General features: G+C 43.9%; 26 protein-coding genes. 15 read left to right on the top strand and 11 right to left on the bottom strand.

Annotated features, from left to right (window positions below; all coding sequences use genetic code 11):
- The first annotated feature begins 258 nt into the window (after positions 1-258).
- The 3 genes from KJB35_RS16765 (at position 259) to KJB35_RS16755 (ending at position 4,215) form a co-directional block, all read left to right on the top strand.
- Positions 259-2,712 (top strand): beta-N-acetylhexosaminidase, encoded by a 2,454-nt coding sequence (locus KJB35_RS16765; RefSeq protein ID WP_213907593.1) that lies wholly within the window; start codon positions 259-261, stop codon positions 2,710-2,712.
- A 79-nt stretch (positions 2,713-2,791) separates the two neighbouring features.
- Positions 2,792-3,838: a lactonase family protein gene (locus KJB35_RS16760; RefSeq protein WP_213907594.1), complete on the top strand. Its 1,047-nt coding sequence runs from the start codon at positions 2,792-2,794 to the stop codon at positions 3,836-3,838.
- 14 nt (positions 3,839-3,852) lie between these two features.
- On the top strand, positions 3,853-4,215 hold the full coding sequence (locus tag KJB35_RS16755) for a RidA family protein (RefSeq protein ID WP_005534602.1): 363 nt from the start codon (positions 3,853-3,855) through the stop codon (positions 4,213-4,215).
- A 99-nt stretch (positions 4,216-4,314) separates the two neighbouring features.
- Here KJB35_RS16755 and KJB35_RS16750 read toward each other — a convergent pair whose 3' ends face one another.
- Entirely contained in the window at positions 4,315-5,106 is a 792-nt protein-coding gene (locus KJB35_RS16750; RefSeq protein WP_017821512.1) for a PhzF family phenazine biosynthesis protein, read from the bottom strand.
- Positions 5,107-5,293: 187 nt separating this feature from the next.
- Between KJB35_RS16750 and KJB35_RS16745 the strand changes: the two genes are divergently transcribed.
- Positions 5,294-5,827 (top strand): YbhB/YbcL family Raf kinase inhibitor-like protein, encoded by a 534-nt coding sequence (locus KJB35_RS16745; protein ID WP_047101665.1) that lies wholly within the window; start codon positions 5,294-5,296, stop codon positions 5,825-5,827.
- Between the two features lie 19 nt (positions 5,828-5,846).
- Positions 5,847-6,626, top strand: coding sequence for an AraC family transcriptional regulator (locus KJB35_RS16740; protein WP_136976486.1), 780 nt, complete (start codon positions 5,847-5,849; stop codon positions 6,624-6,626).
- A gap of 36 nt (positions 6,627-6,662) precedes the next feature.
- Here the strand turns inward: KJB35_RS16740 and arsB are convergent, their stop codons facing one another.
- A complete protein-coding gene (gene arsB / locus KJB35_RS16735; protein ID WP_213907595.1) occupies positions 6,663-7,718 on the bottom strand; it encodes an ACR3 family arsenite efflux transporter in 1,056 nt (351 codons plus the stop codon).
- A gap of 85 nt (positions 7,719-7,803) precedes the next feature.
- Positions 7,804-8,145, bottom strand: coding sequence for a helix-turn-helix transcriptional regulator (locus tag KJB35_RS16730; protein WP_005375451.1), 342 nt, complete (start codon positions 8,143-8,145; stop codon positions 7,804-7,806).
- 270 nt (positions 8,146-8,415) lie between these two features.
- Between KJB35_RS16730 and KJB35_RS16725 the strand changes: the two genes are divergently transcribed.
- Together KJB35_RS16725 and KJB35_RS16720 are read left to right on the top strand one after the other, a co-directional pair.
- Positions 8,416-9,000, top strand: coding sequence for an NAD(P)H-dependent oxidoreductase (locus KJB35_RS16725; protein WP_017635228.1), 585 nt, complete (start codon positions 8,416-8,418; stop codon positions 8,998-9,000).
- Positions 9,001-9,167: 167 nt separating this feature from the next.
- Entirely contained in the window at positions 9,168-9,533 is a 366-nt protein-coding gene (locus KJB35_RS16720) for a helix-turn-helix domain-containing protein (RefSeq protein ID WP_054865851.1), read from the top strand.
- A gap of 195 nt (positions 9,534-9,728) precedes the next feature.
- Here the strand turns inward: KJB35_RS16720 and KJB35_RS16715 are convergent, their stop codons facing one another.
- Positions 9,729-10,412, bottom strand: a complete 684-nt coding sequence (locus KJB35_RS16715) for a hypothetical protein (protein WP_005385150.1) — start codon at positions 10,410-10,412, stop codon at positions 9,729-9,731.
- Between the two features lie 511 nt (positions 10,413-10,923).
- Positions 10,924-11,463: a redoxin domain-containing protein gene (locus KJB35_RS16710; RefSeq protein WP_213907596.1), complete on the bottom strand. Its 540-nt coding sequence runs from the start codon at positions 11,461-11,463 to the stop codon at positions 10,924-10,926.
- 565 nt (positions 11,464-12,028) lie between these two features.
- Between KJB35_RS16710 and KJB35_RS16705 the strand changes: the two genes are divergently transcribed.
- Complete coding sequence (locus tag KJB35_RS16705) at positions 12,029-13,786, top strand: SgrR family transcriptional regulator (RefSeq protein WP_025768478.1); 1,758 nt, start codon at positions 12,029-12,031, stop codon at positions 13,784-13,786.
- Between the two features lie 9 nt (positions 13,787-13,795).
- Here KJB35_RS16705 and KJB35_RS16700 read toward each other — a convergent pair whose 3' ends face one another.
- A complete protein-coding gene (locus tag KJB35_RS16700) occupies positions 13,796-14,671 on the bottom strand; it encodes a LysR family transcriptional regulator (RefSeq protein ID WP_213907597.1) in 876 nt (291 codons plus the stop codon).
- Positions 14,672-14,825: 154 nt separating this feature from the next.
- Here KJB35_RS16700 and KJB35_RS16695 point away from each other — a divergent pair, with 154 nt between their 5' ends.
- The 3 genes from KJB35_RS16695 (at position 14,826) to KJB35_RS16685 (ending at position 16,726) form a co-directional block, all read left to right on the top strand.
- Positions 14,826-15,794: an aldo/keto reductase family oxidoreductase gene (locus KJB35_RS16695; protein WP_213907598.1), complete on the top strand. Its 969-nt coding sequence runs from the start codon at positions 14,826-14,828 to the stop codon at positions 15,792-15,794.
- Between the two features lie 9 nt (positions 15,795-15,803).
- Positions 15,804-16,190 carry a heme-binding protein gene (locus KJB35_RS16690; protein ID WP_151515418.1) on the top strand — a complete coding sequence of 129 codons (387 nt, stop codon included), beginning with the start codon at positions 15,804-15,806 and terminating at the stop codon, positions 16,188-16,190.
- Between the two features lie 155 nt (positions 16,191-16,345).
- Complete coding sequence (locus tag KJB35_RS16685; protein ID WP_151515419.1) at positions 16,346-16,726, top strand: hypothetical protein; 381 nt, start codon at positions 16,346-16,348, stop codon at positions 16,724-16,726.
- A gap of 111 nt (positions 16,727-16,837) precedes the next feature.
- Here KJB35_RS16685 and KJB35_RS16680 read toward each other — a convergent pair whose 3' ends face one another.
- Entirely contained in the window at positions 16,838-17,170 is a 333-nt protein-coding gene (locus KJB35_RS16680; RefSeq protein ID WP_031780945.1) for a helix-turn-helix transcriptional regulator, read from the bottom strand.
- 141 nt (positions 17,171-17,311) lie between these two features.
- On the opposite strand from KJB35_RS16680, the gene KJB35_RS16675 reads away from it, so the two are divergent.
- The 3 genes from KJB35_RS16675 to KJB35_RS16665 all read left to right on the top strand — a co-directional run bounded on the left by KJB35_RS16675 (position 17,312) and on the right by KJB35_RS16665 (position 20,066).
- Positions 17,312-17,623, top strand: a complete 312-nt coding sequence (locus tag KJB35_RS16675) for a hypothetical protein (RefSeq protein WP_005375472.1) — start codon at positions 17,312-17,314, stop codon at positions 17,621-17,623.
- Positions 17,624-18,346: 723 nt separating this feature from the next.
- Entirely contained in the window at positions 18,347-19,504 is a 1,158-nt protein-coding gene (locus KJB35_RS16670) for an amino acid permease (protein ID WP_005375474.1), read from the top strand.
- Positions 19,505-19,736: 232 nt separating this feature from the next.
- Positions 19,737-20,066, top strand: a complete 330-nt coding sequence (locus tag KJB35_RS16665; RefSeq protein WP_206958952.1) for a hypothetical protein — start codon at positions 19,737-19,739, stop codon at positions 20,064-20,066.
- 144 nt (positions 20,067-20,210) lie between these two features.
- Here the strand turns inward: KJB35_RS16665 and KJB35_RS16660 are convergent, their stop codons facing one another.
- The 4 genes from KJB35_RS16660 to KJB35_RS16645 form a co-directional block, all read right to left on the bottom strand.
- Positions 20,211-22,082, bottom strand: a complete 1,872-nt coding sequence (locus tag KJB35_RS16660; RefSeq protein WP_017821611.1) for a methyl-accepting chemotaxis protein — start codon at positions 22,080-22,082, stop codon at positions 20,211-20,213.
- A 436-nt stretch (positions 22,083-22,518) separates the two neighbouring features.
- Complete coding sequence (locus tag KJB35_RS16655; protein WP_017635848.1) at positions 22,519-23,883, bottom strand: YjiH family protein; 1,365 nt, start codon at positions 23,881-23,883, stop codon at positions 22,519-22,521.
- 455 nt (positions 23,884-24,338) lie between these two features.
- Positions 24,339-25,010 carry a YoaK family protein gene (locus tag KJB35_RS16650; RefSeq protein ID WP_206958950.1) on the bottom strand — a complete coding sequence of 224 codons (672 nt, stop codon included), beginning with the start codon at positions 25,008-25,010 and terminating at the stop codon, positions 24,339-24,341.
- Positions 25,011-25,163: 153 nt separating this feature from the next.
- Entirely contained in the window at positions 25,164-25,565 is a 402-nt protein-coding gene (locus KJB35_RS16645) for a GFA family protein (RefSeq protein WP_025768472.1), read from the bottom strand.
- A 200-nt stretch (positions 25,566-25,765) separates the two neighbouring features.
- On the opposite strand from KJB35_RS16645, the gene KJB35_RS16640 reads away from it, so the two are divergent.
- Positions 25,766-26,395 (top strand): hypothetical protein, encoded by a 630-nt coding sequence (locus tag KJB35_RS16640; RefSeq protein WP_170890029.1) that lies wholly within the window; start codon positions 25,766-25,768, stop codon positions 26,393-26,395.
- Positions 26,396-26,403: the final 8 nt, after the last annotated feature.

Below are 26,403 nucleotides of genomic sequence, written 5' to 3'. Positions count from 1 at the left end.
GGATATTTATACAAGGCAGAGACTTTGCTATGTAGCTAGCCTACATGAGAAGTCGATAACGCAGTAGAAATGACCAACAAACGCTGCCCAGAGGGTTCGGCTAGGCGCCCCCGACTAAAATCGTTTTATGCTTTGTTAAGGAGTATTTGCTTAGAATGACTAGGCTACACACTCCTTGTCGCGCCTAAAACGATTTTATCTCGAACAAAATTTAACCGCGAAAGATCAACAGACCCTAGTAACAATAGGATGGCGCGGATGAACAAAGGTACATTAGCACTACTCATTTCAGGCTTAATCACAATTCCAACGGCAGCGATGGCGATGACTCCCAACACCGATCTTAACCTAATGCCTTACCCAAAAAATGTAGAGTTGGGGCAGGGTAAAATCACACTGGATAAATCCTTCAGCATTTACATCAAAGGCTACGATTCACCGCGCGTGCAGTTCAACGCTAAGCGCACCATGGACCGTCTATATCGCCAAACCGGCTTACCAATGTTGAACTGGCATGCTGAGTCGGAAAAAAACGCGACCTTGGTGATTGATATTCGTAATGCGCCCAAGTCAGAGGTGCAAGACATTAACAGTGATGAATCGTACCAACTTGAATCGCGTAATGGTCAGATCATCATTCGCTCCGAACGCCCTTACGGTGCTTTCCATGGTTTAGAAACCTTTTTGCAGCTGGTGACTACGGACGTGACTGGGTACTTTGTACCTACAGTATCGATTCAAGATGAGCCGCGCTTTCCTTGGCGTGGTGTTTCTTACGACACTTCTCGTCACTTCATTGAACTCGACGTGATTCTTCGTCAACTTGATGCGATGGCATCAGCAAAAATGAACGTTTTCCATTGGCATATTTGGGATGACCAAGCGATTCGCATCCAGCTCGATAATTACCAAAAGCTGTGGCAAGACACAGCAGATGGTGATTACTACACCAAAGATGAAATCCGTTATGTGGTGAATTACGCGCGTAACCTTGGTATTCGAGTTATCCCTGAAATTTCTTTGCCGGGACATGCTTCGGCAGTGGCGCACGCTTACCCTGAATTAATGTCTGGTATGGGTGAGCAGTCTTATCCGCATCAACGTGACTGGGGTGTGTTTGAGCCGTTAATGGACCCGACCAACCCTGAACTCTACAAGATGCTGGCGAGCGTGTTTGACGAAGTGGTTGAGCTCTTCCCAGATGAGTACTTCCATATCGGCGGCGATGAACCAAATTACCAACAGTGGAAAGATAACCCGAAGATTCAGCAATTCATCAAAGACAACAATCTGGATGGAGAGCGTGGTCTGCAATCGTATCTGAACACCAAGGTTGAACAGATGCTGGAACAGCGCGACAAGAAGATGACTGGCTGGGATGAAATCTGGCACAAAGACCTTCCAACCTCGATTGTGATTCAAAGCTGGCAAGGGCACGACAGTATCGGTCGAGCAGCAAAAGAGGGCTACCAAGGTATTCTCTCAACAGGCTATTACCTAGACCAGCCACAACCAACCAGTTACCACTATCGCAATGACCCAATGCCGAAAGGAATCACGGTTGATGACCAACTTCATCAAGGTGAGAAATTTGCGACTTATGATTGGGTGAAACCACGCAACAAAGGCGGCCCACGTACAGGTAATCTAACCATTATTGAAGCGACAGATGGCAGCTACCGTGCGTTTACCGATTACAACGGTAAGTCGCGTGAAGAGGTGTTCATCATCGAGTATGTGCCAGGTGTGAAGTTTAAAGGCTACTTCGATAACTTTATGTCTTACACCGAATTCAACTATGACTTTGCTGATGGCAAGTTGAAAGACACCAGTTACCAATTGATTGGCAATGTTCGTTGGCCTGCGACTGGAGAATTGGTCGCGAGTAGTGACATGGCAGGGAGTGTCATTCCTGAGCCGAATGGCGGCTATCCGGCTGAGCTGACCGAGAAAGAACAGCAGTTAATTTTAGGTGGAGAAATCACCATTTGGGGTGAGAACCTCGATTCAATGACCATCGAGCAACGTTTATGGCCCAGAAGCTACGCGATTGCTGAGCGCCTATGGTCGAGCCAAGACCTGATCGATGAGCGCAGCATGTACAAGCGCATGAAGGTGATGGATACATGGTCTGAGATTTCGCTTGGTCTGCGCCATCATGCCGATGCCAATATGATGTTGAAACGTCTTGCTAATGGTGCGGACGAAGCACCGCTACAAACGTTAGCGAAGTACATCGAGCCGGCTCAATACTACGCTCGTCATTGGGAGAAGTGGATCTCTACGCCAAACGAGGGTGATTTGTACAACCAGTATGAGCGACTAAACCGCTTTGCGGATGCATTGCCAGTAGAAAGCCTAGCAGTGTACGAGATGAAAGATTTGGTCGCAGCTTATGCTCAAGGTAATAAAACCGCGTTGGATGCGTTAGCGATGCATTATCAAAGCGTTAATTTAGCGGCGCAGCAAGCCAAACCTATTTTCGCGGCCAACGTGGCATCAGTAGAAACGGTGCCAGTTGCAGAGTCTGCCATCAAAGTCGCCGACTTAGGTTTAACCTTGATTGAGCTCGCCAAGCAGGGCCGTGGTATTAGTCAATCTGACGCTAAAGCGTATCAACAAATCATCAATGAAAATGCGATTATCTTTGATGAAACCATTGTAGCTATTGTCGTACCAACTGAGCGGTTGCTTCACACTTTAACCGATTGATAACTAAAAGGGATTGCCGTCTGGTAACGCAGGCGGCATCTTATCGGTTAAGCACTCTTTTATCTCCTAAAGGTTTCCCATGATAGTAAATGGTCACTTACATTTTTATGTAGGCACCTATACCGATTCACCAAGCCAAAGTCAGGGCATTGCGTGTGTTTCTCTCGATACTGCTACTGGCGCATTAACGCTCATCAATGAACATGTTCCGGAAGCAGTAAAAACGGTTCGTAACCCTTCTTACCTTGCGCTCAAAGGAGAGGGTTTATATACCTTTAATGAAGTCGATCGCTTGGAAGGTGCAGAGCTAATATTTTCCGAAAAAACAGACAGCTATGCATTGCCAATTGAAGGTGATTACCCTTGCCATATCGACATTAAAGAAGAGTTACTCGCTGTTGCAAACTACGGTTCCGGCAATGTAAGTGTTTACCAACTTGATGAGCAAGGTAAGCCTTTGAAATCCATTGCAGAATTGTATGTAGAAGGCAATGGGCCGAATATTGACCGTCAAACTTCACCTCATGCCCATCAAGTCACTTTTCTAAAACACTCCGCTCAATTGGCTGTGGTCGATTTAGGCACAGACTGTGTTCATTTCTATGACTACGACAATGACGGTGAGACAGTTAAGTTTTCACTTTCTCAAAGCATCGCTGTGCCTGCTGGCTCTGGGCCTCGTCATTTGATCTTCAATCGTGATGAATCCGTCGCGTACGTTGTTTGCGAACTGTCCGAAACGCTGGTGGTATTCCGTAAGCATAGCGGGCAGTGGAATCTGGTTCAGCAAGTTAAGCTGCTAGCCGACGAGGAGAACAAAGAAGCGGCGTCTGCTATTCGTCTCTCTGCGGATGAGCGCTTTGTCTATGTCTCATGCCGCGCGCAAAATCTGATCAGTACATTTGATGTAACGAGTAATATTCCGGTTCAAATTGCCGCGTCCGATTGTGGTGGCGCGTTCCCAAGAGATTTTGTTTTATCCCGTGACGGGCAGTGGATGCTCGTTGCTAATCAACATTCACATAATGTCGCTAGCTTTCACAGGAATCCGGAAACTGGCGCTATCACTCCAACCGGATATTCGTGCGACATCGGTGCGCCTGTGTGTTTGGTTGAGAAGTCGTAATTAAGAGAAATAACATGACAATTCATCGTATTAATCCATGCAAACGTTGGTCTGATGTAACGGTATTCAACGGTATTGCCAACTTTGTTGAGGTGGCAGAAGCTGACACCACTGCGGATATGAAAGGGCAAGTGCAGCAGATCTTCGACCAAGCCGAGCAAATGCTAGCCAGTGTTGATAGCGATAAATCGCGCATCTTATCTGTGACGATTTACGTGACGGATTTTGCTAACTTCGATGCGCTTAACGAAGTGTGGGATGCGTGGTTCCCTGAGGGCTGCGCACCAAGCCGTGCTTGTGTCAAAGTTGAATTGGCAAATCCTGAACTGTTGGTAGAAATGGCGTTCGTTGCTGCTGCGGGTGAGAAGTTCCAGTAGTTCGACATCACTCTACTCAAACCATCAAGCCCAGCGTTATATAGCTCAATAACGCTGGGCTTTGTTTTATTGGGCTAATGCTAAAGACAAACTAAAGGTCTACACAAAAATCTTGCCTTTCATGTAGAGCACGCCGTCGCCAGATACTCTTACTTGTTCGCCAGTAACTTCACAGTGCAAAATGCCTCCGCGCTGAGAAGCTTGGTAAGCGACCAGTGATGTTTTGCCTAACGCTTCTGCCCAGAACGGTGCTAACCCAGCGTGAATCGAGCCAGTTACGGGGTCTTCGTCACCACCATTTGCAGGCCAAAAGTAACGAGATACAAAGTCTTGTTGATCGCCTTTTGCGGTAACGACCACATCGTAAGGAGCGAGTGTCTTGAGGTGCTCTGAACGGTATTGAACCTCAAGTACCTCCTGCTGGTTGCCGACCACCACGAAATACGCTTGAGGGCTAAGCAGTACGCGTTCCACATCGCAACTTAGGCCTTCAATCAATGCCGAGGGAATATCAGAAACGGCTTTTGGAGGACGAGCAGGGAACGTCATCTCGATCTTACCTTGCGCATTCTTCTCTACGGTGAGGGTCCCTACTTCCAGAGTATGAAATTCAATCGTGCCATTAATGCCAAACTCATCAAACAGAACTAACGAAGAGGCCAGTGTTGCGTGTCCACAGAAATCGATTTCAGTAATCGGAGAGAACCAACGAATCTCATATTGGTTTGCGCCAATGGACTTTAGGAAAGCCGTCTCTGATAAGTTGTTTTCTGTCGCGATATTTTGCATCAATTCTGGGGCTAGCCATTCCTCTAACGGTATCACCGCTGCTGAGTTGCCTTTGAATTGCGTATCGGTGAAGGCGTCCACCACGTAGATATCCAATTCCATTTTCCTTCCTTATTCCGTGAGCGATTAATTAGCATAAACCAAGTGCAATTAAGAGAGTAAGAAGTTTGTGTTAGAATCTTAAAGTGTCAAAATTATAGATTATTTTGTGGTTTTTGATACTTACTGACAAGGATTCGGACTGCTGGGTATTTAGACTAGTGTTGAATTCATTGAAAGGAAGAAAAACATGAAAGCGATATACAAGTCAGTTTTGGTATTGAGTGTTTTTGCGGTCGGTTCTACCCATGCATTTGAACTCGTGAGTAGAGATATTCAAGAAGGCCACCCGATGGCGAAGACATTTGAATACTCTGGTTGGGGATGTGATGGCGGGAATCAATCACCACAATTGATGTGGAAAGAAGCTCCAAAGGGCACAAAAAGTTTTGCGATCACCGTGTATGACCCCGATGCACCAACAGGCAGTGGTTTTTGGCATTGGATAGCGTTTAATATTCCATCCACCGTTAGCGAGCTGCCTCGAGGCATTGATATGAACAAGTTAGGCGGCAAAGAATCTCGTATTGACTACGGCACAACGGGGTTCGGCGGCGCGTGTCCTCCAAAGAATGATGGGATGCATCGTTACCAGTTTACGGTGTGGGCATTGCCAACTGAAGAACTGAATTTGGATGAAAACACGCCACCAGCCATTGTAGGGTTTACTTTGAATAGTGTTGCTTTGGGTAAAGCGACATTAACCACGACTTACACGCGATAATTGAATATAAGGGGAGAGAATGGGTCACCAATATCAGGTTACGCTGTTTCGTGCGGAGCAGCAGCAGAAGCTTCGTAATGTCAGGATTCACTCCCCAAGCATTATTCAGATTGTTAAGGGGAGTAAACATCTTTTCTGGAAAGACGAAGTACTCGACATCCATCATCCAAATATCATGCTTTGTGAAGCAAATGCATCCCTAAATTTTGAAAATCTTCCTCTACAAGGGCGATTTCTTTCTCGAATGTTCAGTTTTCACTGTGTGCCTAGCGATGAAATGTTGGAGCTAAGCATGAGCAACGCATTAGGAAACTATGTACCCGTTGTTGAGACAGATAAAGCATTGCAAGCGACGTTAAATGCTTTGTTTTCGTTTGAGCGGGAAAGCTTAAGTGAAGCGACACAACGCTATTGGATTATGGGCCTATATCAGCAGCTAGCTGAGAGAGGGTTATTGCATCGGTTGTTCTCGAGTTCACATATCTCTTTTAGTCAGAAACTTAGTCGTTACTTATCGCGCTCTCCAGGGGAGGAGCATTCATTAGACATGGTCGCGGGGCACTTTTCTATGAGCCGAGCAACATTGATACGAAAACTGAAACAAGAAGGTACCCAGTATCGCGAAGTATTGGCAGAAGTGCGCTTAAATCACGCACTTTACTTGATGCAAAATGGCTCGTATAACGTTGCGCTGCTTGCACAGTTGTGTGGTTATCAGTCAGAGGGGCGTTTTAGCCAACGCTTTAAAAGTAAGTTCGGCCTAACGCCCAGTGAGTATATTAAAACGGTGGTGAGTTAATGTTTTACCGCTTTTGTATTTTTTGTGCTTTTTAGGTTAACCATAATATTTGGTTTTCATTCGCAATGCTACGTTCACCAAAGCAATCAATACCGGCACTTCGATCAGCGGGCCAATGACACCAGCAAAAGCTTGGTCTGAGTTTAGGCCAAACACCGCGATAGAAACCGCAATTGCCAATTCAAAGTTGTTGCCTGTTGCCGTGAAAGCAATCGACGCGTTTTTGTCGTAGTCAATGCCCATTTTCTTACCAACGAAGAAGCTGACAAAGAACATCAACACAAAGTAGATAGCCAGTGGAATTGCTACACGGAATACATCCATTGGCAGTTCAAGAATCATTTCACCTTTCAAGCTGAACATCAGTACGATGGTCGCAAGCAGGGCGATAAGCGTAATTGGTGAAATGCGTGGGATGAACACGTCGTTGTACCATTGTTCACCTTTCGCAGCGACCAGCCATTTGCGGCTTAGGAAGCCCGCTAGGAATGGGATACCAAGGTAAATCAGAACGCTTTCCGCGATGTCCATCATCGAGATATCAACCACGAAACCTTCGTAACCAAAGACTGGTGGCAACACAGTGATGAACAACCATGCCATCACACTGTAAGTCACGATTTGGAAAGCGCTGTTTAGTGCAACTAGGGCTGCACCGTATTCTTTGTTACCGCCACCGATATCGTTCCATATCAATACCATGGCAATACAACGAGCAAGACCAATCAGAATGATACCAACCATGTAACCCGGATGATCACCTAGGAAAGTCAATGCAAGGATGAACATCAAAATAGGGCCGACAATCCAGTTCATGACCAAAGACAGCGTGATCGCTTTTTTATCTTTCGTCACTGTGCCTAGCAAGTTGTAGTTCACCTTTGCGAGTGGCGGGTACATCATCAAAATCAAACCAATCGCTAGCGGTACGTTTGTGCTACCAACTGACATTGACTCGTTCCACTCAGCAACTTGAGGGAATGCTGCGCCAATACCTACACCGATTGCCATTGCCACAAAAATCCACACCGTTAGGTAACGGTCCAAGAAGCTCATTTTGTCGCTGGCACTATTTAAAACTTGAGTAGTCATAGTGTTCTCTTATTCGTTTATCGTCGAAAGGCGATATTTAAAGGTATAGTTTATCTCTGCACGCCTGAACAGCGTGCAAAGGGCATTAATCAAATAACTTGGAAAATCCTAGATTGAACTGATCAAACGCGTCGCGTTGAATGCGGTAACACACCTTAGGTGGGTTTGGCTCGGCGCTGATAAAGCCTGCTTGCTTTAGAATACGCAAGTGCTCGGAAACAGTAGATTGCGCAAGACCCAGTTCAGAAACCAAATCACTGTTCAAACAACCGCCCATGGTATCGAGCGTGTGCAGGATATGCAGAATGCGCAAACGTGCTGGATGCGACAAAGCTTTTGCTTGCGCTGCGAGAGTTTGTTCTTTCTCGAGCTGTTGTTGCGTTGTCTGAAAAACAACTTCGCACGTGTCCTTGCACTTATCACTCATTCGCTGGCCTTAATAGTTAATCGTCGAATTACGATAAAGTGTACGCCTGCTCTGTGGAAGATGCAACAACTCGATGAAAAAATTAATCGTAAAATAACGATGAATAAAAAATTGAAAAAATATATGTTTTAAAAACAGTGATATAATAAAAAATTAAGTAGGTTACTAAAAGTTAACTAGTTGCACTATATTTCTAGGTTACCATAATAAACCACATCCGACGCACAATGGTTACTGCGTCATCTTGTGAACTTATTTAAAGGTAATCCCATGAGCAACGTACTGATCATCAATGCACACGAACCATCACCATATTCAGAAGGTCGTCTAAATGCTTCTCTTGTCGACAAAGCACAGACGCTTCTGCAAGCAAAAGGCCATGAGGTTCGCGTTGTGACAATGCAAGATGAGATCAACGTAGATGAGCAACTCGCACACTTTGAGTGGGCTGATCGCGTGATCATCCAAAGCCCAATCAACTGGATGTCTGTGCCTTGGTCATTCAAAAAATACATGGACGACGTGTTTACTGCGGGTATGGGCGGCGCACTATGTGCATTCGATGGCCGTAGCGCAGAAGAACCAAAGAAAAACTATGGTACAGGCGGCACTCAAACCAACAGCAAATACATGCTGTCACTGACATTCAACGCGCCAGAAGAATCGTTTGATGATGAGAGCGAATACCTATTCCAAGGTAAAGGCGTGGACGATTTGATGTTCCACATGCACGCTAACTTCCGCTTCTTTGGTATGTCAGCACTGCCTACATTCGCTTGTTACGACGTGATGAAGAACGCAGATATCGAAAACGATTTTGTTCGTTTCGAAGCTCACATTAACGAAAACTTCTAATCCTTTTAGAAAGATAGTGCGAACTGAATGATGAATTGAGATGGACTGCTACATGCGGTCCATTTTTATTTGTTTGCGGCGAGGTGACGTTTTTATTACTCTAAAGCACTAAATGTATATAGCTTACTTTTCGTTACCTAGATTAGGTGCGTATCTTGAGGTGTATTGTGGAAAGCAGAATCAGTGTAGATAGCAAAGGTCGTAAGTCAGTGGTGAACGTATGTGCGGAGCCATGTGCTATCGAGAAAGGGATGCGTCTAATTGGTGGTAAATGGAAAGGTTCTCTGATTTATCATTTGAAAGACGGCCCAGTTCGTTTCAATGACTTAGCACGCATGCTAGGCGGTGCAAGTAAAAAGATGATCGACCAACGCCTGAAAGAGCTAGAAGCGGAAGGTATGGTGGTGCGTAAAGTGATCAGCGACCGCCCAATTGCAGTCAGCTATGAACTAACAGAGTTCGGCCGTACCGCACTTAAGATTCTTGATGATTTGCGAATTTGGTCTGAAAAGCATCAAATTGAGCTTCGTTAAGACCAAAGTAGTTAATCGCAAACGTCACTCTCTTTTGAAAGCTGATTAACAATACATCGCCGTTTATACCCAAGTAACTTAGATGTGCTTCATTAAAATCGTAATTTGTTTCGTAAAACAACGTACTCTTTCGAGTCAGGCATATCGAAGCTACTTGAGCATAATCGTACTTTTTAAGTTTTTGATTTTTAGTTATTATTTTATCATACTTAATAAGTTGTAGAATAAATCACTCACTTCAGTTGAATTTAAAAAAGCACTATTTAATTCCAGTTTCTTTTCAAAATCGGAATATTTATCGAATTCCTCTTTCTCAACTAAACCTATTGGTGAGTTGTCGTTAACGTGGCTTTCATATTTTTTGATGGTATATAATTTAGACTTTTCGTCAAAATATTGAATTATCTTAATGTTAACGTCAGGTCTCTCCGTATTATACGTGATCGTAATTTTTTCATAATCTTTATTAATCGGAGTCGTAAGTCCTGTAGGGTAGATGATTTTAAACCCATTAATGTCATTCTTCTTCGTGCTTTTATAATGTTTTGAGTATGAAAAGTTTTCAATTGCACTTTTAGTGACGATAATTGACTCACCTTTCTTTAAACCGTATTCGGTACATTCATAATCGTCAACAACCGTAGAATTTCTTTTCTTTTCAATCAGGTAGGACATGCTTGCAGATGTCCCTCCGTGTTCCAGTTTTTGTTGGTTTACAGAACAATAGAAATGACCTTTTTCCACCGTCATTGCGTTGATTTGTTCCGGATTTGAAATGGTGGGATGTATATCTTTTGCTGGATCGTTGTCGCTTCCTCCTGAACCGCATCCAACTAATCCGATACAAACGGCCATATAAAGCAAAGAGATTTTATTCATACTGTATTTCTCAATTAAGATGTGTGATTGCAAATAACGATTAATTATATTTATATAAAGTGAAAATTTTTATTTTTAATTGAACGGTGTTTTATTGATAATTTAATCGTTTGCTTTTATTTTGTCTCTTACGGTATCTATGTTTTCATTTATGGTATGAACTATTAGAATTGCACAATTGTGAGTTGCAATAGGATAATAATCGCTAGCCAACTACTTGTGTAGGTACCGTTATGATTTATATATCCGTTAAGTCTAAGTTTTTAGTCTTAATTTCATGTATTTATCGTGAAAGTGACTTAGAAGTAAATACTTAACGTCGTTTGAGGAGAGCCTGAGCTTCACTGATCTTGTTTTTCATCAAGGCGTTGTATAATGAACAAGGACTCTATTTCCAACTTGTTGATACATATCAGATCTCACGGATCTGATATGCATTCTAAGTTATTCTCACTAAGGCAAGAATCCTAGCTTATTTAAGGATAGAAAGTTTACTTGGGTGTAGAAGATATTAGTAATCCAATGTGCCACGGATAGGGTAGTTATTTTTTGGATCGCGAATCCATGCCAATCCGCGTGATAGCGCGCCAAGCTCAGGGCGAACAAACGGGTTGTTTGAAATATCCACCACGTGTAAGTCGCCGTGTTCATTCACCACAAACAGACCTGGTTCTGCGAAATTATGATCGGTTTCCTGTTCAGATCGAGGAATAGATACATACAAGCCTAGCGTTTTCATTTGTTCTTCGGTCAGGCCGTAAGCGATAGAGAAGCTGATTTCGAGTTTCTCTAGATGCCCCTCTAGCTGTGCTTTTGAGTCGCCAGAAACGGCAAGAATATCGACGCCAGCATCAGCGAAAGCCTGTTTGTAACCCTCAAGCTCGTTGAGGTACTTAGTACAAAGAGGGCAGTGTTTACCACGATAAACGAATACGGCTTGCCAAGTCGCATCACCTTGCGGCTGACCCAACGTCACGCTTGAACCATCTAGCAAAGTGGCTTGAAGATGAGGGAAGCTGTCGCCCGCTTTAAGTTTCACTGAAGTTGCCATATTGACTCCCGAATTGGTGGTGTATATCCATGAATGCCCCTTTCTCAACAAAGCGATTGGGGGATGAGACTTCAATGTAGACTCTGTTTTGCGGTGTTTCAACTAGTTAACTTTTAGTAACCTGCAATAAGGTAGTAGAGTGCAAAAGATGAAAAAGCAGAACTTAAGATACAACGAAGTGGGGGTGTAATATCAGGAGCTAAGTTCTGCTTGAGGTTAGGCTATGACCACTGGAACATATCGTTAAGATAAACCAGAGTCATCACTTCTATTTTATTACTCGATTGAGCTAGGCGTTGCTGAAAAAAGTACGCCATCATTGGCTTCTTCATTTCTTCCTCCTTTACGCTGACGAGTAAATTATGCGTATAAAAGGGGAGATAAAAAAGAGAGTGCTTTTGTTAACTTTATTCCTAATAACGTAAATATCTGGGGCTTTAAAGCCGAATTTGGAGGTTAATTGTGGAAAAGGGGAACAGATAATTAGGAAGTTTTCTTATTTTATTGCCGCCAACTTAAGTAAACTATTCCTATCCACAAACTTCACAGCTCTAAGGTTGATTCAGTGTCTGATCTCAATTTGTTTCGCTATTACCAACGATTACTCTCGTTTAGCGTTGGTGATGAAACAAAAACCACGTTACAGGACATTGCCGACATCATGTTCACTTCTTCTCGGCATGCTCGTAGCCTGCTAACGCAAATGCAGCAGAAGGCGTGGTTGAGCTGGCACCCGAAAGCTGGGCGGAACCAACGATCGACTCTTATTCTGAATATGGAGTTAGACGTTTTAAAAGAGAGCTTGGCTCTTGAACGTATCAAGCTAGGCAAGTATGAAAAAGCACTGGCGATATTAGATGAAGACGAAATGGCATTTGGCCGTTTGTTAAAAACAACGTCTGGTGCTTCTGTTCAAGAAGGACAGCTCAATATTCAATTAACCTATAAGCGAATGTTTGAGCGCGTCGTTCCACATCAACTTCAGCGTAGCAGCGAACGTTTCTTATTAAGGCAAATCTATTGTTGCTTAGTTTCGAGTGATAACAATGGGAAAGTGCAACCAGAACTCGCACATCACTGGCGTTATGACGAAGACACCTACGAATGGACTTTCTACCTTCGTCCAGGTCTGACTTTTCATAATGGTAATTCCATTGATGCAGAAACAGTGGTTAGCTTGTTTGCAAAGTTGAGTTCATTACAGTACTACGAAAAAGAGTTGGCACATGTTGCTAACATTACTGCGCCAACGCCATTGAAAGTTGTTTTTAAGCTTAATCGAGCTGACTTGGGCTTTGCTGGACTTATTTCTGGTGTGAAATACGGCATTCAACCAGTAAGCCAAGTTAACGTAGCGAATAACAAGCTGGTGGTCGGAAGTGGCCCATTCTCTGTTGTCGAGCACAATGAAAGTCGTTTAAAACTGCAAGCATTTAATGGTTACTATGCATGTAGAGTTCTAACGGATTTGGTGACTATCTGGATTGTTAATGACGAGCAAATGGAGAACCCGTCATTGGCAGCAAATACGTTGCAAAGGGATACTTCGCCCGAGGAGGATTTGTGTGGACACTATATGTCGACGCAAAACCGAGAAAACTCATCGGCGAGCAAGCGTAGTCGAATAGAAGATGGTTGCTTATTCGCCTTATTTAATCAGCACGCTAAGCACAAACTCTCTTTAGCGCAGCGCCGTTATATTAGTGAGCTAATTCAACCTGAGCGCTTGGCCGAAGTGATGCGCCGCGAGAATATTGTATTTGGGAGTATACCCGCTTATAACCTGCTACCAGGTTGGAAGCCAGTGCTCCGTCCGTTCAGTGAGCCGCTTAAGTTACCTAAACACATTACGATAGCAGGATATAACTATACCGCGTTGCGTCGCTGTGCGCGGGCTATTTCTAATCGTTTGGCGAGTGTTGGCAGTAAAGTAGAAATTGTTATGTATTCCTACCGTGAGCTGAACGAGAAGGCTAAGAACGGTGAGCTAAATGAGACAATGGTCGTAACGAACATAAACCTAGATGATAATCGTCATGCCTCTGCGTTCACGAACTTCTTCAGCAACGCTGTGCTATTCCACACTTTGGGAGAAAAGAACGCACAATGGTTAGATGAACAACTACAGAGAGTCAGATCTTTCGTTCCACTTGAGGACTACCTTAATGCATTGGAGCCAATTGCATCGACGTTGATCAGCGAGTATTGGATTGCACCCATGTTCCACCATACACAAACTTTGCGTTTCCAAGGTGTTTTAGAAGACGTCGCTCTTACTAACTGGGGTTGGCCAGATATTCGCTCGGTGTGGTCGGCGGATTAACTGCTTTAGTTATTGAGCAAAGTGCTGCTTCACAAATTCAATGAAGGCTCTGGTTTTCGCCGATTGATAGATAAGTTGTGGGTACACCAAGTAAACCGCGTTGTGCTGGTGGTCAGTTTCTTCCGATAGAACCTGCACTAGTCGGCCATTTTCAACGTCTTGCTCGACAAAGTAACTTGCTAATCGTGCAATGCCATTGCCAGATAGGGCTGATTCTTTGAGTAAGCGGTTTTCATTGCTAGAAAGCCAACCTTGGGTTTGAACCGTTCCCGTTCTTAAAGGCCATTCTTTTTGATGCAATGTGGTTAAGCATTGATGCTGTTTTAAATCCGCTAACGTCTCCGGCGTGCCTTTTTCTCGAAGATACTCAGGAGAAGTAACCAGCCAGTGGTAGTAGTCCAAAAGGTGATGCGCAATCATATTCTCGGGCGGGGTTCTTGTCGCTCGAAACGCAAAGTCGACGCTGGTTTCCGTCAGATTAAACGCTTGATAGCTAGAAAGGATCTCGAACTCTACGTTTGGATGTAGAGCGCGAAACGCCACACATAAATCATGCAGCACCGCTTCGGCAAACATCTTGGGAGCAGTAAGACGAATCAGACCGTCTACTTGCTCAGATTGCTGACTTAAACTCTTTTCCATTTCCATTACGCGGCGTTTGAGATCTTCCGCTTGTGCAAAGATCGATTCACCTTCTGCCGTCAATCTCACGCTGCGTGTGGTTCGAACAATCAAAGGCGTGGCGAGTTCCGATTCCAATCGTTTGATTTGTTCCGACAGGTAACTTTTAGAAATGCCAAGTTGCTCCGCTGCTCTAGAAAAATTGAGTGTTTGAGCCACTTCGGCAAACAGCATCAGTTTTTCGATTCTCTTATAATCTGCCATCTTGATTGCTCGTCTTTATTGTTCGCTTTAATTGTTCGGTAGCGAGGATAATGAATTCGATTTTACGGTATTAAACTAATTTTTACGAACGGTAAGATGGTTCGAGTTAACTTAAGAAATTGAAGATGCAGAAATCGGAAAAGTGAGAACAACGATGAACAATCCAACACTACCGCTCGCCAAAACCTTACCTAACGTTAGCCGCTTGGTCTTCGGCTGCATGGGGCTTGGAGGGGAGTGGAATCGCAACCCATTAACCGCCCAAGATGAAAACCAAGCTTATGCCGCTGTAGAGGCAGCATTAGAGGTAGGCATTAATCTCTTTGATCATGCGGATATCTACAAATTCGGTAAGGCAGAAGCAGTGTTTGGGTGCATCTTATCCAATGACTCAACCTTACGAGAGCGAATTTATCTGCAATCCAAGTGCGGCATCCGTCTAGGAGATGAGCAAGGTGTTAAGCAGTATGACTTCTCTGCCAAATGGGTGACGGCTTCTGTTGAGGGCATTCTTGAGCGCCTTGGCGTGGAAAACCTTGATGTTTTGATGCTGCATCGTCCTGATCCTCTGGTTGAATTTGAAGAACTGGGCACAGCGCTACAAGCCCTGAAACAAGCTGGCAAAGTTAACCACTTCGGTGTTTCTAACATGAACAGTGCTCAAATTGATCTTCTTCAACAAGCAACGGGCGAAATTGTTGTGGCGAACCAGTTGGAAATGAGTCTGGCTAAGTCTGACTTCATCAAGCAAGGCATGGGGCTTCCTTCGTCTGCATCTGACTACGTTGCAGGAATACTGGAACATGCCCGTAAGCACAATATCCAACTGCAAGCGTGGGGCAGTATGGCGCAGGGAAGATTCTCAGAGCGTGGTTTACATTCTGATGATCACAACACCAGACAGACGGCGGAGATGGTAATGGCGCTAGCAGCTGAATATGGTGTGTCGTCTGAGGCGATTGTTTTAGCCTTCCTAATGCGTCATCCAAACCAAATTCAGCCTGTTATTGGTACCGCAAACCCACAGCGTATTCGCGCTTGTGCTCAAGTAGAGAACGTCACGCTATCACGCAGCCATTGGTATGGCTTGTTCGAGAAAACCCTTGGTCATGAGATCCCGTAGGAGAGAAAAATGAAATATGTACAAGTTCAAACTCTGATTCAAACGGCATTGGAAATTGCTGCTGCTCGCAAGCAAAACATTGCGGTTGCCGTGGTTGATTCACATGGAGAATTGCTCGGTTTTGCCCGAATGGATGATGTGAGCGTGCAAGCAGGTTTGTTGGCACAAAACAAAGCTTACACCTCGGCTAGAGACCGTCAGCCTAGCGGCAATCTGGGTGCTTGGGCTCGTGAGACGGGTAAGCAGTTGAGTTATTGGACTGACCCGAAGATCACAGGCTTTATGGGTGGTGTGCCTATAGAACAAGAGGGGAAAATCGTCGGTGCAATTGGCATTAGCGGTTTGGCTGAGCAAGATGATGAAGCACTTGCGATGGAAGTATTAAACGCACGTTGAGTATAATGTTTATCAGTAGGTGTGATGCTTTGTCCAGCTTTGTACTCCAAGTTCACAGGCTTCGTCGAGTCACGATGCTATCTAATAGCCTGAAGTAAGCAGAAGTTGAAATCGCGAACTATGATTAATTTATTTGAAAGCTTTGAGGCCTAAATATGTTTCATAAGGTATTCGTTGCGCTATTTTTTGTTCTCCTCTCAGGCTGTGGTACGAGTGACAGCGCGTTAAAAGAGAGCGGTTATGATGAAGCTTATATCCAAGGCTTTCATGACGGTCGGCATAGTGGTATGCAAGAGGCAGGGAATGATTTTGAACACTATATTAAGGACGAAACAAGGTATCAAACCGACTCAGATTATCGACAAGGCTGGGATGCTGGTGAGGTAGAGGGTAATAAGTTACAAAAGCAGGCGACCGCGATAGGACAAGGCATGATTGATAGTTCATATGAAGAACGTGATGTATTTGATCCTGATAAAGTGGCGAAAGATGCAATAAAAGGCGTTGATACATCGGAATTAAAAAGCCTAGAGTAACGGACTGATATAAAAAATAAAACTCGTCATTTGACGAGTTTTATTTTTGTCTAAACGGTTCATGTTTCAACGCTCAACAGGGCATTCATCGTTTGGGTATGAGTAATGTCGTTAATCACCTTTCTTGTTCTTTTGTTCAAGGACTAACGATAACAGGCGAACGAGCAGGGACTGAGCTTCCGGTGAGAGCAATCGCGCCACGGCCGTTAGGTCATTTGCTGTGACATGCTGAACATCACGTACATCTAAAGCAATATCTAGGTCAGTCAAATGAAGCGAACGCAATATGGCACGATATTGTGAGAGTTTAAGATCGGACTCTCCGCGCTCGATCCTTTGATATGTTTTTACGCTCATTCCAGCGATGTTTGCCATTTGCTCACGGGAGAGGCCATTCGATTTTCGTCTTGCGATCAGTGCTTGAATTATAGGGTCTACCTGCATGTGCTCTCCTGAAAGGACAGTTTTGACCTAAACGGAGCAAGAAGTGGACCAGTTTAACCACCACATATTTACCTGCTTTGTAATCAGTATAAAAATAACTGTCTTATAAAAACGTAAATATTTTAGTCAGTTATTAACTCAATGGAAAAGTATCAATCATACAAATCAATAGAAACGAAAGCTTCTATTCGCAAAATGCAACGCATTTTAGATCATTTATTTAGTGAAATTGATCAGCAACATCGTGAGACTAAAGAGAATGTTGTGACACTGATTCAACAGTCACAACAGCGATTGATGAACTACAAAGAGCTTTACCTTCACAAAGAATCGATAAGTGAAGTAGAGCTGCGGATGGCGCATGAAAACATGAGTGAGACTGAGAAGCAGGTCGCCGATATGGGTATTCCAGTGTTAACTTATATCATTGGCGCGCTAGATAAAGCGTATTAACACAGTCGTAAAGTCGGGCGATACAAGATTTACGCAATTTCGATCAATTGATGACATCTAAAAGAAAGGATGCAAATGCTGGGGAACCACACCCAGCATTCGGACACTCATTTACCTATATTTTCGAACCGTAAATCAGTGTTTAGAGGTATGTGAACCGAACAGTGTCGGTACGCAGCGAATAATAGCGATATTGTCCGATCTAGGCTACGTCCTTGGAATCTAACACCTTCACTTAAACTGTAAATTAATCTGTACACCCAGCCAAATTGAGCCATTGAGCACGTTCTTCCTTCTCTTTAAGCGATAAAAGACTAATTAGTGACGAAAAAAACAACACATCTTAGGTAAAAGATAAGAGTTGTTAAAATATATCGCTATAAGATTGACCTTTTGCTTTTCAATCGTCCTGCTTATGCCTTACAATCTTTTCGAACCAAATCCATTCATAACGAATGGGGTTGATGAATTAAGATGAACAATTTTGCTTCGAACCCAAAGTTGCGCACATTTCATCAACGATGACATCGCCAAAAATGACTCTCAAGTGTTCATGTGCAAATGATTAACCACCTTTTGTTGCATGTTTTCTTAGCCATACAGGGCTCTTGTAACATAGTGCTCTTGTAACCAAATTTTGACTAAGTCGGAGCGTTTTGCTGTGTGCTTTAGATAAAGCACAACTGGCGAGAAATTAACGGATTGAATTTAGAGGTATTAACCGTGAACCTAAAACTTGTCGGTAGCTCCCTGATCGTTGCAGGTACTGCTCTTGGCGCTGGTATGCTTGCTATACCAATGGTGCTTGCTCAATTTGGCCTCCTTTGGGGCACTCTTCTTATGTTGTTCATCTGGGCTGGAACGACTTATGCTGCGCTGCTCCTTCTTGAAGCCAGTTGCAAAGTAGGTGGTGGTGTGAGCATGAATGCAATTGCTCGCGAAACGCTTGGTAAAGGAGGCCAGTTGGTAACCAACAGCTTGCTTTACGCCCTGTTAGTTTGTCTATTAATGGCTTACATCATTGGTGCGGGTGATCTCGTACAAAAAGTAACAGCCTCAATTGGGCTTCCAACATCTACGATCTCAAGCCAAGTCGGTTTTACTCTTTTAGTTGGTATCATTGTTTCGGCAGGTACAGGGGTAGTAGATAAGCTGAATCGCGGTTTGTTCCTAGGCATGATCGTAGCGCTGATCCTGACACTTTTTGCGCTTGCACCAAGCGTCTCGTTTGAAGGACTTGATGAGGTTGTGAGCGACGATAAAATGGCACTTATCAAAACCAGTTCGGTGCTTTTCACCAGTTTCGGTTTTATGGTCGTGATCCCATCGCTTGTAACTTACAACAAAGAAGCGAGTAAAACACAACTGCGTAATATGATTATCGTGGGTTCAACTATTCCGCTTGTTTGTTACCTGTTATGGTTGTTAGCGGTTGTCGGCAACCTACCACCTCATGAGCTTGTTCAATACTCCAACGTAACAGAGTTGATCTCGGTACTAGGTCAGCAATACGAGGGCTTAGAGTTCATCCTATCCATGTTTACTGGTTTGGCACTGCTAACGTCGTTCTTAGGTGTTGCAATGGCGCTATACGATCAAAATGCAGACCTACTGAAAGCAAGTAAGCCAGTGATTTTTGTTACTACTTTTGTGCTACCACTATTAGGTGCTGTATTTGCGCCAGAACACTTCCTAGCTATTCTCAGCTACGCGGGGATTATTCTTGTGTTTCTCGCGGTCTTTGTCCCATTATCAATGACCATGAAAGTGCGCCGAGTGCCGGTAGAAGATGACAATATTTATGAAGCTGGTGGCGGCGCAATGGGAATGAGCATGATCTTCCTATTCGGCTGTTTCTTGCTGTTTGCCCAAGCAGTATAAAATCACGCTAGCTTATTTAAAAACTGAGCCGCTCGTATTCAAACGGGCGGCTTTTTTGTATTCATAGCCGAACCTAGGCCACTCAAAGTCATCAGCATTTGTGATGTTTGACGTTTCTCTGATAATCACGGTTAGTGCTGACTTTTTAGTAAAACTCCTTAGCGAAAGGCTGACATGTACAGTGATTCACCCTTCTATTATATCGATGTTGATATGAATAAGAGGCTCTGTTGTGTCAAAGCAATTATCTTTTGCCATGGTTGGCGTTATGTTGTCTTTAGGTGTGTTGAGTACAGAAGCGGTGGCTGACCCGAAGCATAAGCATCGACATCGGTACGATCACCATCATGCGCATCACCACCATCATAAACACAAGCATAAACACAAACATCGTGACGTTATTTATGTTGAGAACCGACGACCAAGACGCAGTTACTATTACCATGACCGAATTCCTCGGAATAGTACCTACATAAAGATTGGAGATTTCACTTATCTAAAAGTGGACGACCGTTATTATCGCCGTTTTAAGGATCGCTATATCCATGTCGAGTTCAATTAAACTTGAAAGGACACATAGTCGGCGTTCTTGTAATGTTGAGCTTAAAAGCACCAATATGGCACACGTAACATCGACCAATACTAGGGTAGAGGGTTAAAAACAAAAACAGCGAGCCGATGCTCGCTGTTTTTGCTTAGATGAGTGTTAGACAGTAAATCTATTTAAGATTTGATCTTGTTTATGTACATCTTCTTGTTGCGCCTGCATCGCGTCGTTGGTTCGATTTGCCGATTCGGCGACTTGAGTCGATAGGTCTTTAATATTCACCGTATTGTTGTTGATCTCTTCAGCGACAAGGCTTTGCTCTTCAGCTGCTGAGGCAATTTGCAAGTTCATATCGGAAATACGCTGAATCGCGTCACGAATGCGTTGTAACGCACTATTTGCTAAACCCGCTTTTTCAACGGCCTCTATAGCACTACCTTTGCTTTGATGCATGGCATTTGCCACAGATGAAGCGCCAGATTGTAGTTGCTCAATCATAGTACGAATCTCTGTTGTCGACTCTTGAGTACGTTGTGCCAGTGTACGTACTTCATCTGCAACAACGGCGAAGCCTCGGCCAGATTCTCCCGCACGTGCAGCCTCGATTGCGGCATTCAACGCGAGTAAGTTTGTTTGGTCCGCAATATCGTTGATGACTTTTAGAATCGTTTCGATATTGGCGGTAGCAGATTCCAACACTTGTACTTCTTCGACTGCAAGGTCAATGCTATCGGAAAGCATGTTTATCGTTTGTGTCGATTCACCAACGATAGAAGACCCCTCAACCGTTGCTTGGTCGGCTTCTTTGGCTGCACTTGCCGCACCTTGCGCATTATTAGCAACCTCTGTCGCGGTGACAGACATCTCATGCATCGCGGTAGCAAGTTGTTCTAGCTCTTGCAGCTGCGTGTGAATTGCGCCTGCCGAGTCTTTTGCGCCCTCAGCGGTGATTTGAGTTCCGTTTAAAATTTGATCAGAAATACGTTTCGACTCAATGATTTGCTGTTGTAAGTTCTCCATGAACGTATTGAAGTTTGTGGCAAGCTCAGAAAACTCTTGGTCAGTATCTGTTTCGAGGCGTTGTGTGAGGTCGCCTTTCCCTGATGCTACATCTTTAATCGCATTGTTTAGCGTGTCCAAAGGACGCATGAGAGTGCGAATCAACAGAGTTAGGGCGATAATAGATGCAATCACGGCAATGATTGAATAAATAATAGCGTTGTTACGGAGCTCTCCTACGGCAGAATAGGCAACAGCTTCATCGATCACCGAACCTACGTACCAGTTCTCGCCAGGAATGTGAGTCAGGTTAACCATGTAGCGGTTGCCATCAATCTCAACATGTTGTGCTGATTGCGTAAGTTCGATTTGTGGGAGGTAGCTACCGACTTTCTCACCGTTGTATTTACTTTGAGGGTGAGCAATGGTTGTGCCATCAGCGGTGACCAGAAATAAGTAACCAGCATCAAACAGATTCACTTGGTTGACCAGATCTGAAAGGGTAGTTAATTCGAGGTCATAAAACATACCGGCTAAAAACTGGCCATTTTCTTTTACTGGCGTACCAACAGAGATTATAACGTTTTTCGAAGACGCATCGACGTACGGATCGGTTACGACCAAATCGCCTTTGCTCTTAGCTGCAATAAACCAAGGACGCTGACGTGGGTCGTAGTCTGGACCCGCATCCCAGCCGTCGTCATTTTCAATCACAAAGCCATTACTTTCATAACCAAAACCGATGGCAAGGAAGCTGCTTTTTGGCGTGGGTCTTTCAAGTATGTTTTGAACATAGCTATGTGAACTGGGGTCAAGCTCAATCACTTCAGTAATGGAGCGAGCGAGATCCTTCTTTGCATTCATTTCTGATTGCACAGTGTTACCAACACTGGTCAATATCTCGTTGACACTTGAGTCGATTTGCTCCTGAGTTTGGGAGCGGATGGTCATAACTTGTTGTGTCGACAATAACGACACGGTAATTAGCAGCAAAAATGAAGAGGCTGTGACAACCTTATGTCTGAATTTCATGAGCTTTCCTCTGATTCTCCCGGTTGGTTCCACTTTGCTTTCGCCTCTTTTAAACCGAGCGAATTGGGCATAAAGAGAAACCTATTGTGTTTGGTTATATTTTTATCGACATCTTTGTCAAAAACATGAACTCATTTGTCGTCTTTTTTAACTAAATTTAAACAAACCGACAATTTACGTTAAAACTTGTGAGTGTGATCATGTTTGCGATCTCAATTAATGAAATCGTCATAATGAAAAGAATTGCTTAACAAACAGTGGCATCAACTGGCTTTACAGGTGAGGTGATGAAAATTTTGTTGGTGCTGACAGGTGTTTTGTTGAAGTTTTGTCTTTGTAAATTATGAGCTTTTTACTAAAAGCATAATGTGGACGGAGTTTTAGGTATAAAAAAGGCCCCGACGATGCGGAGCCTTTGTTTATTGACGTCTCGATTTTAGAAAATAAGATGAGCAACGCCAGCAATCACAGGTAATGTGATTAACGTACGTAAAATGAAAATTACGAAGAGCTCTACAATGTTTACTGGAATTTTGCTGCCTAACAGTAGGGCACCTACTTCCGACATGTAGATAAGCTGAGTTACTGACATTGCTGCAATAACAAAACGTGTCATTTCGTTATCGATTGAGGCCGCTAAAATTGCTGGAATAAACATATCTGCAAAGCCAACAACGATTGTCTGTGATGCTGCAACAGCTTCAGGGACTTGCAGTAGCTCTAGGTATGGGATAAACGGTTGACCCAGAATTGCAAATACAGGCGTGTATTCTGCAATCACCAATGCGACGGTACCAAGACCCATAACTACAGGTAGTACGCCAAATACCATGTCGACTGCGTTGTGTACGCCTTCTTTAAATACAGACTGAACCGATGTGACTTGACCAGCACGCTTAAGAGCTAGATCCATACCCCAAGAGAATGTGGTGTGGCCTTCTGGCACTGCATCTGCGTCTTTATCTGGGTTGCTGCCGTCAATGTAGCGATCTTTCTTCAGACTAAGCGGAGGCAGGCGAGGAATGATAATCGCAGCTACGATACCAGCTAGACAGATAGCGCCGTAGAAAGGCAAAAATAAGTGCTCTAGTTTTACCTGAGCGATAACAACTAAGCTAAACGTGATCGATACTGCTGAGAAAGTGGTCCCGACAACAGCCGCTTCACGCTGAGTATAGAACTTATTTTCGTATTGCTTGCTGGTTAGCAAGATACCAACACTTCCGTCGCCTAGCCAAGATGCCATACAGTCAATTGCACTGCGGCCAGGTAGGTTGAATACCGGACGCATTATTTTACTGAGTAACGCACCAAATAGCTCCAGAAGACCGAAGTTCAAAAGAAGCGGAAGCAGTAAACCCGCGAAAATGAAAACGGCAAACAGAGTAGGTAGAAGACCAGTAAGAACAAGCCCGCCAGTGTTCTCTTCCCAAATTGCTTTTGGACCCACTTGGAAGAACGTCATTAACACGGCAGCGCCGCCGATTAAACGAACAACGAGCCAAAGTGGAGATGGGTTGAAGAGACCGTTTAAAAAACCATTTCGTAAAATTGCAGCTGGCTTAAAAATTTTGCAAAGAACAGAAGCAACGGCCATGAAAGCGATGATACTGGTGACGATAGCAATCAAGGTATCGCCTAACACCGCTGGGATGACTTTTGCCATCACTGCAACGGGAATGGTTAGGCCGCCATCGTAAGAGATCGGAGCCATAAAGAGTAGAAGACCAATTAGGGAAGGGATGAAAAACATCCAAAAGTTGCCCTTAGGAGCTTCAGTAGCATTAGTGGTGTTATGCATAGTTGTCTCGTGTTACTACTAGTCAATACTTGCCATTTCCATGACATAAATATTCACTAAACATCCGTATTTAATCACAGTTTTGCGGAGGGTACCCGCAAACTGCATCCATTGCAATACTATTCATTAAATACATCTAGTTATTCAGCCGATTTGTCGGGTAATTGGTCAAATAACGTCTAAGTGTATGCGAATATGTTGCTTGTGTTAGAAAATTGTAGCACGAGAGGCGAATTGCGCAGTGAATTATGGGGCGCATTGTGACTGGAATAATAAAATGGTAAACAAATGTGATTTTGATCTGACTAACTTCTTAGCCAGAAATTCAGTTAGCCTTATCTATTCTAAGGTTTTTAGTGGTGTCAAAATACCGTTCAGCGTTTCTTGTACCGTTGCAGTGTGAACCTATTGAGCCAAATCCGATTGAAGCATGTCGCTTCAATCGGATCGAAATTTTATGCTTTTTGTTGACGGCTAAGTATGTATAGGTAACTCCAGTAAATCAGAGCCGTAGAAAAAGCCAATATTGCTGGGAAAACCAGCGTATATAAACCATATACCGTAAATAGAGCCGCTCCCGCCGCGCCGCCAAACAAAAAGCCAAAGAAAATGAATAGGAATAATTTTGCTTTACGTCGGTCAAATTGACGACCTCTCAAGCTCTCTCCAATCATAATCCCTAGATCGGTGATGATTCCGGTCATATGTGTGGTTCTGACTACTGCGCCGCTAAACGTGGTGATCATTGCGTTTTGTAATCCACATGCTGCTGATGCTAGATATTGGCCGTACAAATCCCCTTGCACCAAAAAGCCCAAGCTGAGTAAGAGCAAGCTCCCTTCTATGCACAGTGCAACACCATATCTTCGCCCTAGTTTTAACGCACTGCTTTCAATAAAAAAGCCGCTAAAGGCAGCGCCAATCAAAAAGCTAAATACGATGAAGAGCAGGTGAATGGAGCTATCCACACCTGTTAGCAAGCTGTTCCCTAGCTGAGTTACGGTTCCCGAAAGATGAGTTATCGCTTGGTGTTGAAAGCCGAGAAGACCAACGGCGTTGACGCAGCCCGCGAGAAGAGCTAGTAGAAACGCGCCATATTCCACCCAACGAGGAAGTCTGGAAATCACAATAAACCCCCACCAAATATTAGGAGCCGATTATAGCGCTCACACCGAGTTACGAAACCCTTTACAGTAAAACTCGATTGATCATTCTCAAAAAAATCTCACTTATAGGGCGGTTGTCCGAGCCAAAGTAAATACGTGAACGCGGATTGCTCGCTAGCAGATGTGTTCCGTTGTGCATTCGAAACTCACCCACCCGTGTTTCATTTGTTCATAGACTGAAACGGTAGGTTGGTGGAACTCTTTATCGGTAAATAGACCGACGGGAATGATCATGATTTCTGGGTATGCAGCAACGAACAACCTCATTGTCGTGCCGCAGGATGGACAAAAGTCATACTGAACCTCACTGCCATCATCGCCAATTCGGGTATAGCTAGTGACTTCACCGTTTAAAGTGACATGCTCTTTTTCAAAGCGAGCTTGTACCCCAAAAACACTGCCAGTTCGTTTTTGGCATTCGAAGCAATGGCAGACAGACGTGTGGGTGGGCTCTCCCTTACAACGGATCTCAACTAAACCGCAGGCGCACTCGCATGTATGAATGGTTTTTGTCATCGTGATTACCTATTTGTCCCAATACACCAATAGACCTAGAGCACAGAGCTTGTGTCACTAGCTCGTTATGAGCTCTGGACTTGAAACTATTTGGATACAATCAGTTTAGTTTAATTTTGAAACACTTGAAGAGGTGAAATCATTTGGGTATACAATGGTATACTCGCTTTTCGTTTATACCTTGAAACAAGGAAGTCTTCATGACTCACAAAAAAATCCTGCCGATACCACTTATTCTACTTATTCCAATCGTTTTATTGGTTGTGGTTGTGATCGCGGGTGTTTATCGTTTTAGTTTGTCTGATGACGAGATCATGGCTAAGTTTCCTCAAACAGAAGTAGAAACTAACGTTATTGTGCAAGAGACGCTTGGTATCACTGCACGTAATCCTTGGACGATCCAAGTCCCCGAGCAAAGTGCGGTCACTTTTCTTGATGAGTGGGATAAAGAAAACGGCTATTTGATAGGTGACTATGATGCAGGTGCGACAAAAGGTCAGGTACTTGTTCCAACTGCGTCGATTAGCCAGCGTGAGATTGAAGGTGTTTCATGGGTTGTTGCACCGATGATTGTAACGACACAAGGTAGCGGTTCGTTTAACTATGTTGGCTTGTTCAAGTTTGACCCCGTGCCGAGCCGAGTTGTCCTTTTAGACAGTGTTTTTGTTGGTGACCGCGTGAAATTTACTCAGCTCGAATGGAAAAGTGATACAACTATCACGCTTTCATATTTAGCGCACGGTGACGATCAAGCAATGGCAGACACGCCAAATCAATTCAATTCATCCACATTACAGCGTGTAGGGAATAACTTACATATGCAACAGTGATGAATTTT

This window comes from Vibrio sp. D431a (assembly GCF_030248655.1).
Classification (GTDB): Bacteria; Pseudomonadota; Gammaproteobacteria; order Enterobacterales; family Vibrionaceae; genus Vibrio; species Vibrio alginolyticus.
This window is presented reverse-complemented; position numbering and strand designations above follow the sequence as displayed.

What these genes read in the sequence shown, in the direction of transcription:
- KJB35_RS16695 (WP_213907598.1), top strand. Translation starts at nt 14,826, where the DNA reads ATGAACAATCCAACACTACCGCTCGCCAAAACCTTACCTAACGTTAGC.
- KJB35_RS16755 (WP_005534602.1), top strand. Translation starts at nt 3,853, where the DNA reads ATGACAATTCATCGTATTAATCCATGCAAACGTTGGTCTGATGTAACG.
- KJB35_RS16655 (WP_017635848.1), bottom strand. Translation starts at nt 23,883, where the DNA reads ATGCATAACACCACTAATGCTACTGAAGCTCCTAAGGGCAACTTTTGG.
- arsB (WP_213907595.1), bottom strand. Translation starts at nt 7,718, where the DNA reads ATGACTACTCAAGTTTTAAATAGTGCCAGCGACAAAATGAGCTTCTTG.
- KJB35_RS16730 (WP_005375451.1), bottom strand. Translation starts at nt 8,145, where the DNA reads ATGAGTGATAAGTGCAAGGACACGTGCGAAGTTGTTTTTCAGACAACG.
- KJB35_RS16740 (WP_136976486.1), top strand. Translation starts at nt 5,847, where the DNA reads ATGGGTCACCAATATCAGGTTACGCTGTTTCGTGCGGAGCAGCAGCAG.
- KJB35_RS16645 (WP_025768472.1), bottom strand. Translation starts at nt 25,565, where the DNA reads ATGACAAAAACCATTCATACATGCGAGTGCGCCTGCGGTTTAGTTGAG.
- KJB35_RS16690 (WP_151515418.1), top strand. Translation starts at nt 15,804, where the DNA reads ATGAAATATGTACAAGTTCAAACTCTGATTCAAACGGCATTGGAAATT.
- KJB35_RS16750 (WP_017821512.1), bottom strand. Translation starts at nt 5,106, where the DNA reads ATGGAATTGGATATCTACGTGGTGGACGCCTTCACCGATACGCAATTC.
- KJB35_RS16745 (WP_047101665.1), top strand. Translation starts at nt 5,294, where the DNA reads ATGAAAGCGATATACAAGTCAGTTTTGGTATTGAGTGTTTTTGCGGTC.
- KJB35_RS16700 (WP_213907597.1), bottom strand. Translation starts at nt 14,671, where the DNA reads ATGGCAGATTATAAGAGAATCGAAAAACTGATGCTGTTTGCCGAAGTG.
- KJB35_RS16760 (WP_213907594.1), top strand. Translation starts at nt 2,792, where the DNA reads ATGATAGTAAATGGTCACTTACATTTTTATGTAGGCACCTATACCGAT.
- KJB35_RS16675 (WP_005375472.1), top strand. Translation starts at nt 17,312, where the DNA reads ATGGAAAAGTATCAATCATACAAATCAATAGAAACGAAAGCTTCTATT.
- KJB35_RS16660 (WP_017821611.1), bottom strand. Translation starts at nt 22,082, where the DNA reads ATGAAATTCAGACATAAGGTTGTCACAGCCTCTTCATTTTTGCTGCTA.
- KJB35_RS16765 (WP_213907593.1), top strand. Translation starts at nt 259, where the DNA reads ATGAACAAAGGTACATTAGCACTACTCATTTCAGGCTTAATCACAATT.
- KJB35_RS16715 (WP_005385150.1), bottom strand. Translation starts at nt 10,412, where the DNA reads ATGAATAAAATCTCTTTGCTTTATATGGCCGTTTGTATCGGATTAGTT.
- KJB35_RS16680 (WP_031780945.1), bottom strand. Translation starts at nt 17,170, where the DNA reads ATGCAGGTAGACCCTATAATTCAAGCACTGATCGCAAGACGAAAATCG.
- KJB35_RS16710 (WP_213907596.1), bottom strand. Translation starts at nt 11,463, where the DNA reads ATGGCAACTTCAGTGAAACTTAAAGCGGGCGACAGCTTCCCTCATCTT.
- KJB35_RS16685 (WP_151515419.1), top strand. Translation starts at nt 16,346, where the DNA reads ATGTTTCATAAGGTATTCGTTGCGCTATTTTTTGTTCTCCTCTCAGGC.
- KJB35_RS16725 (WP_017635228.1), top strand. Translation starts at nt 8,416, where the DNA reads ATGAGCAACGTACTGATCATCAATGCACACGAACCATCACCATATTCA.
- KJB35_RS16640 (WP_170890029.1), top strand. Translation starts at nt 25,766, where the DNA reads ATGACTCACAAAAAAATCCTGCCGATACCACTTATTCTACTTATTCCA.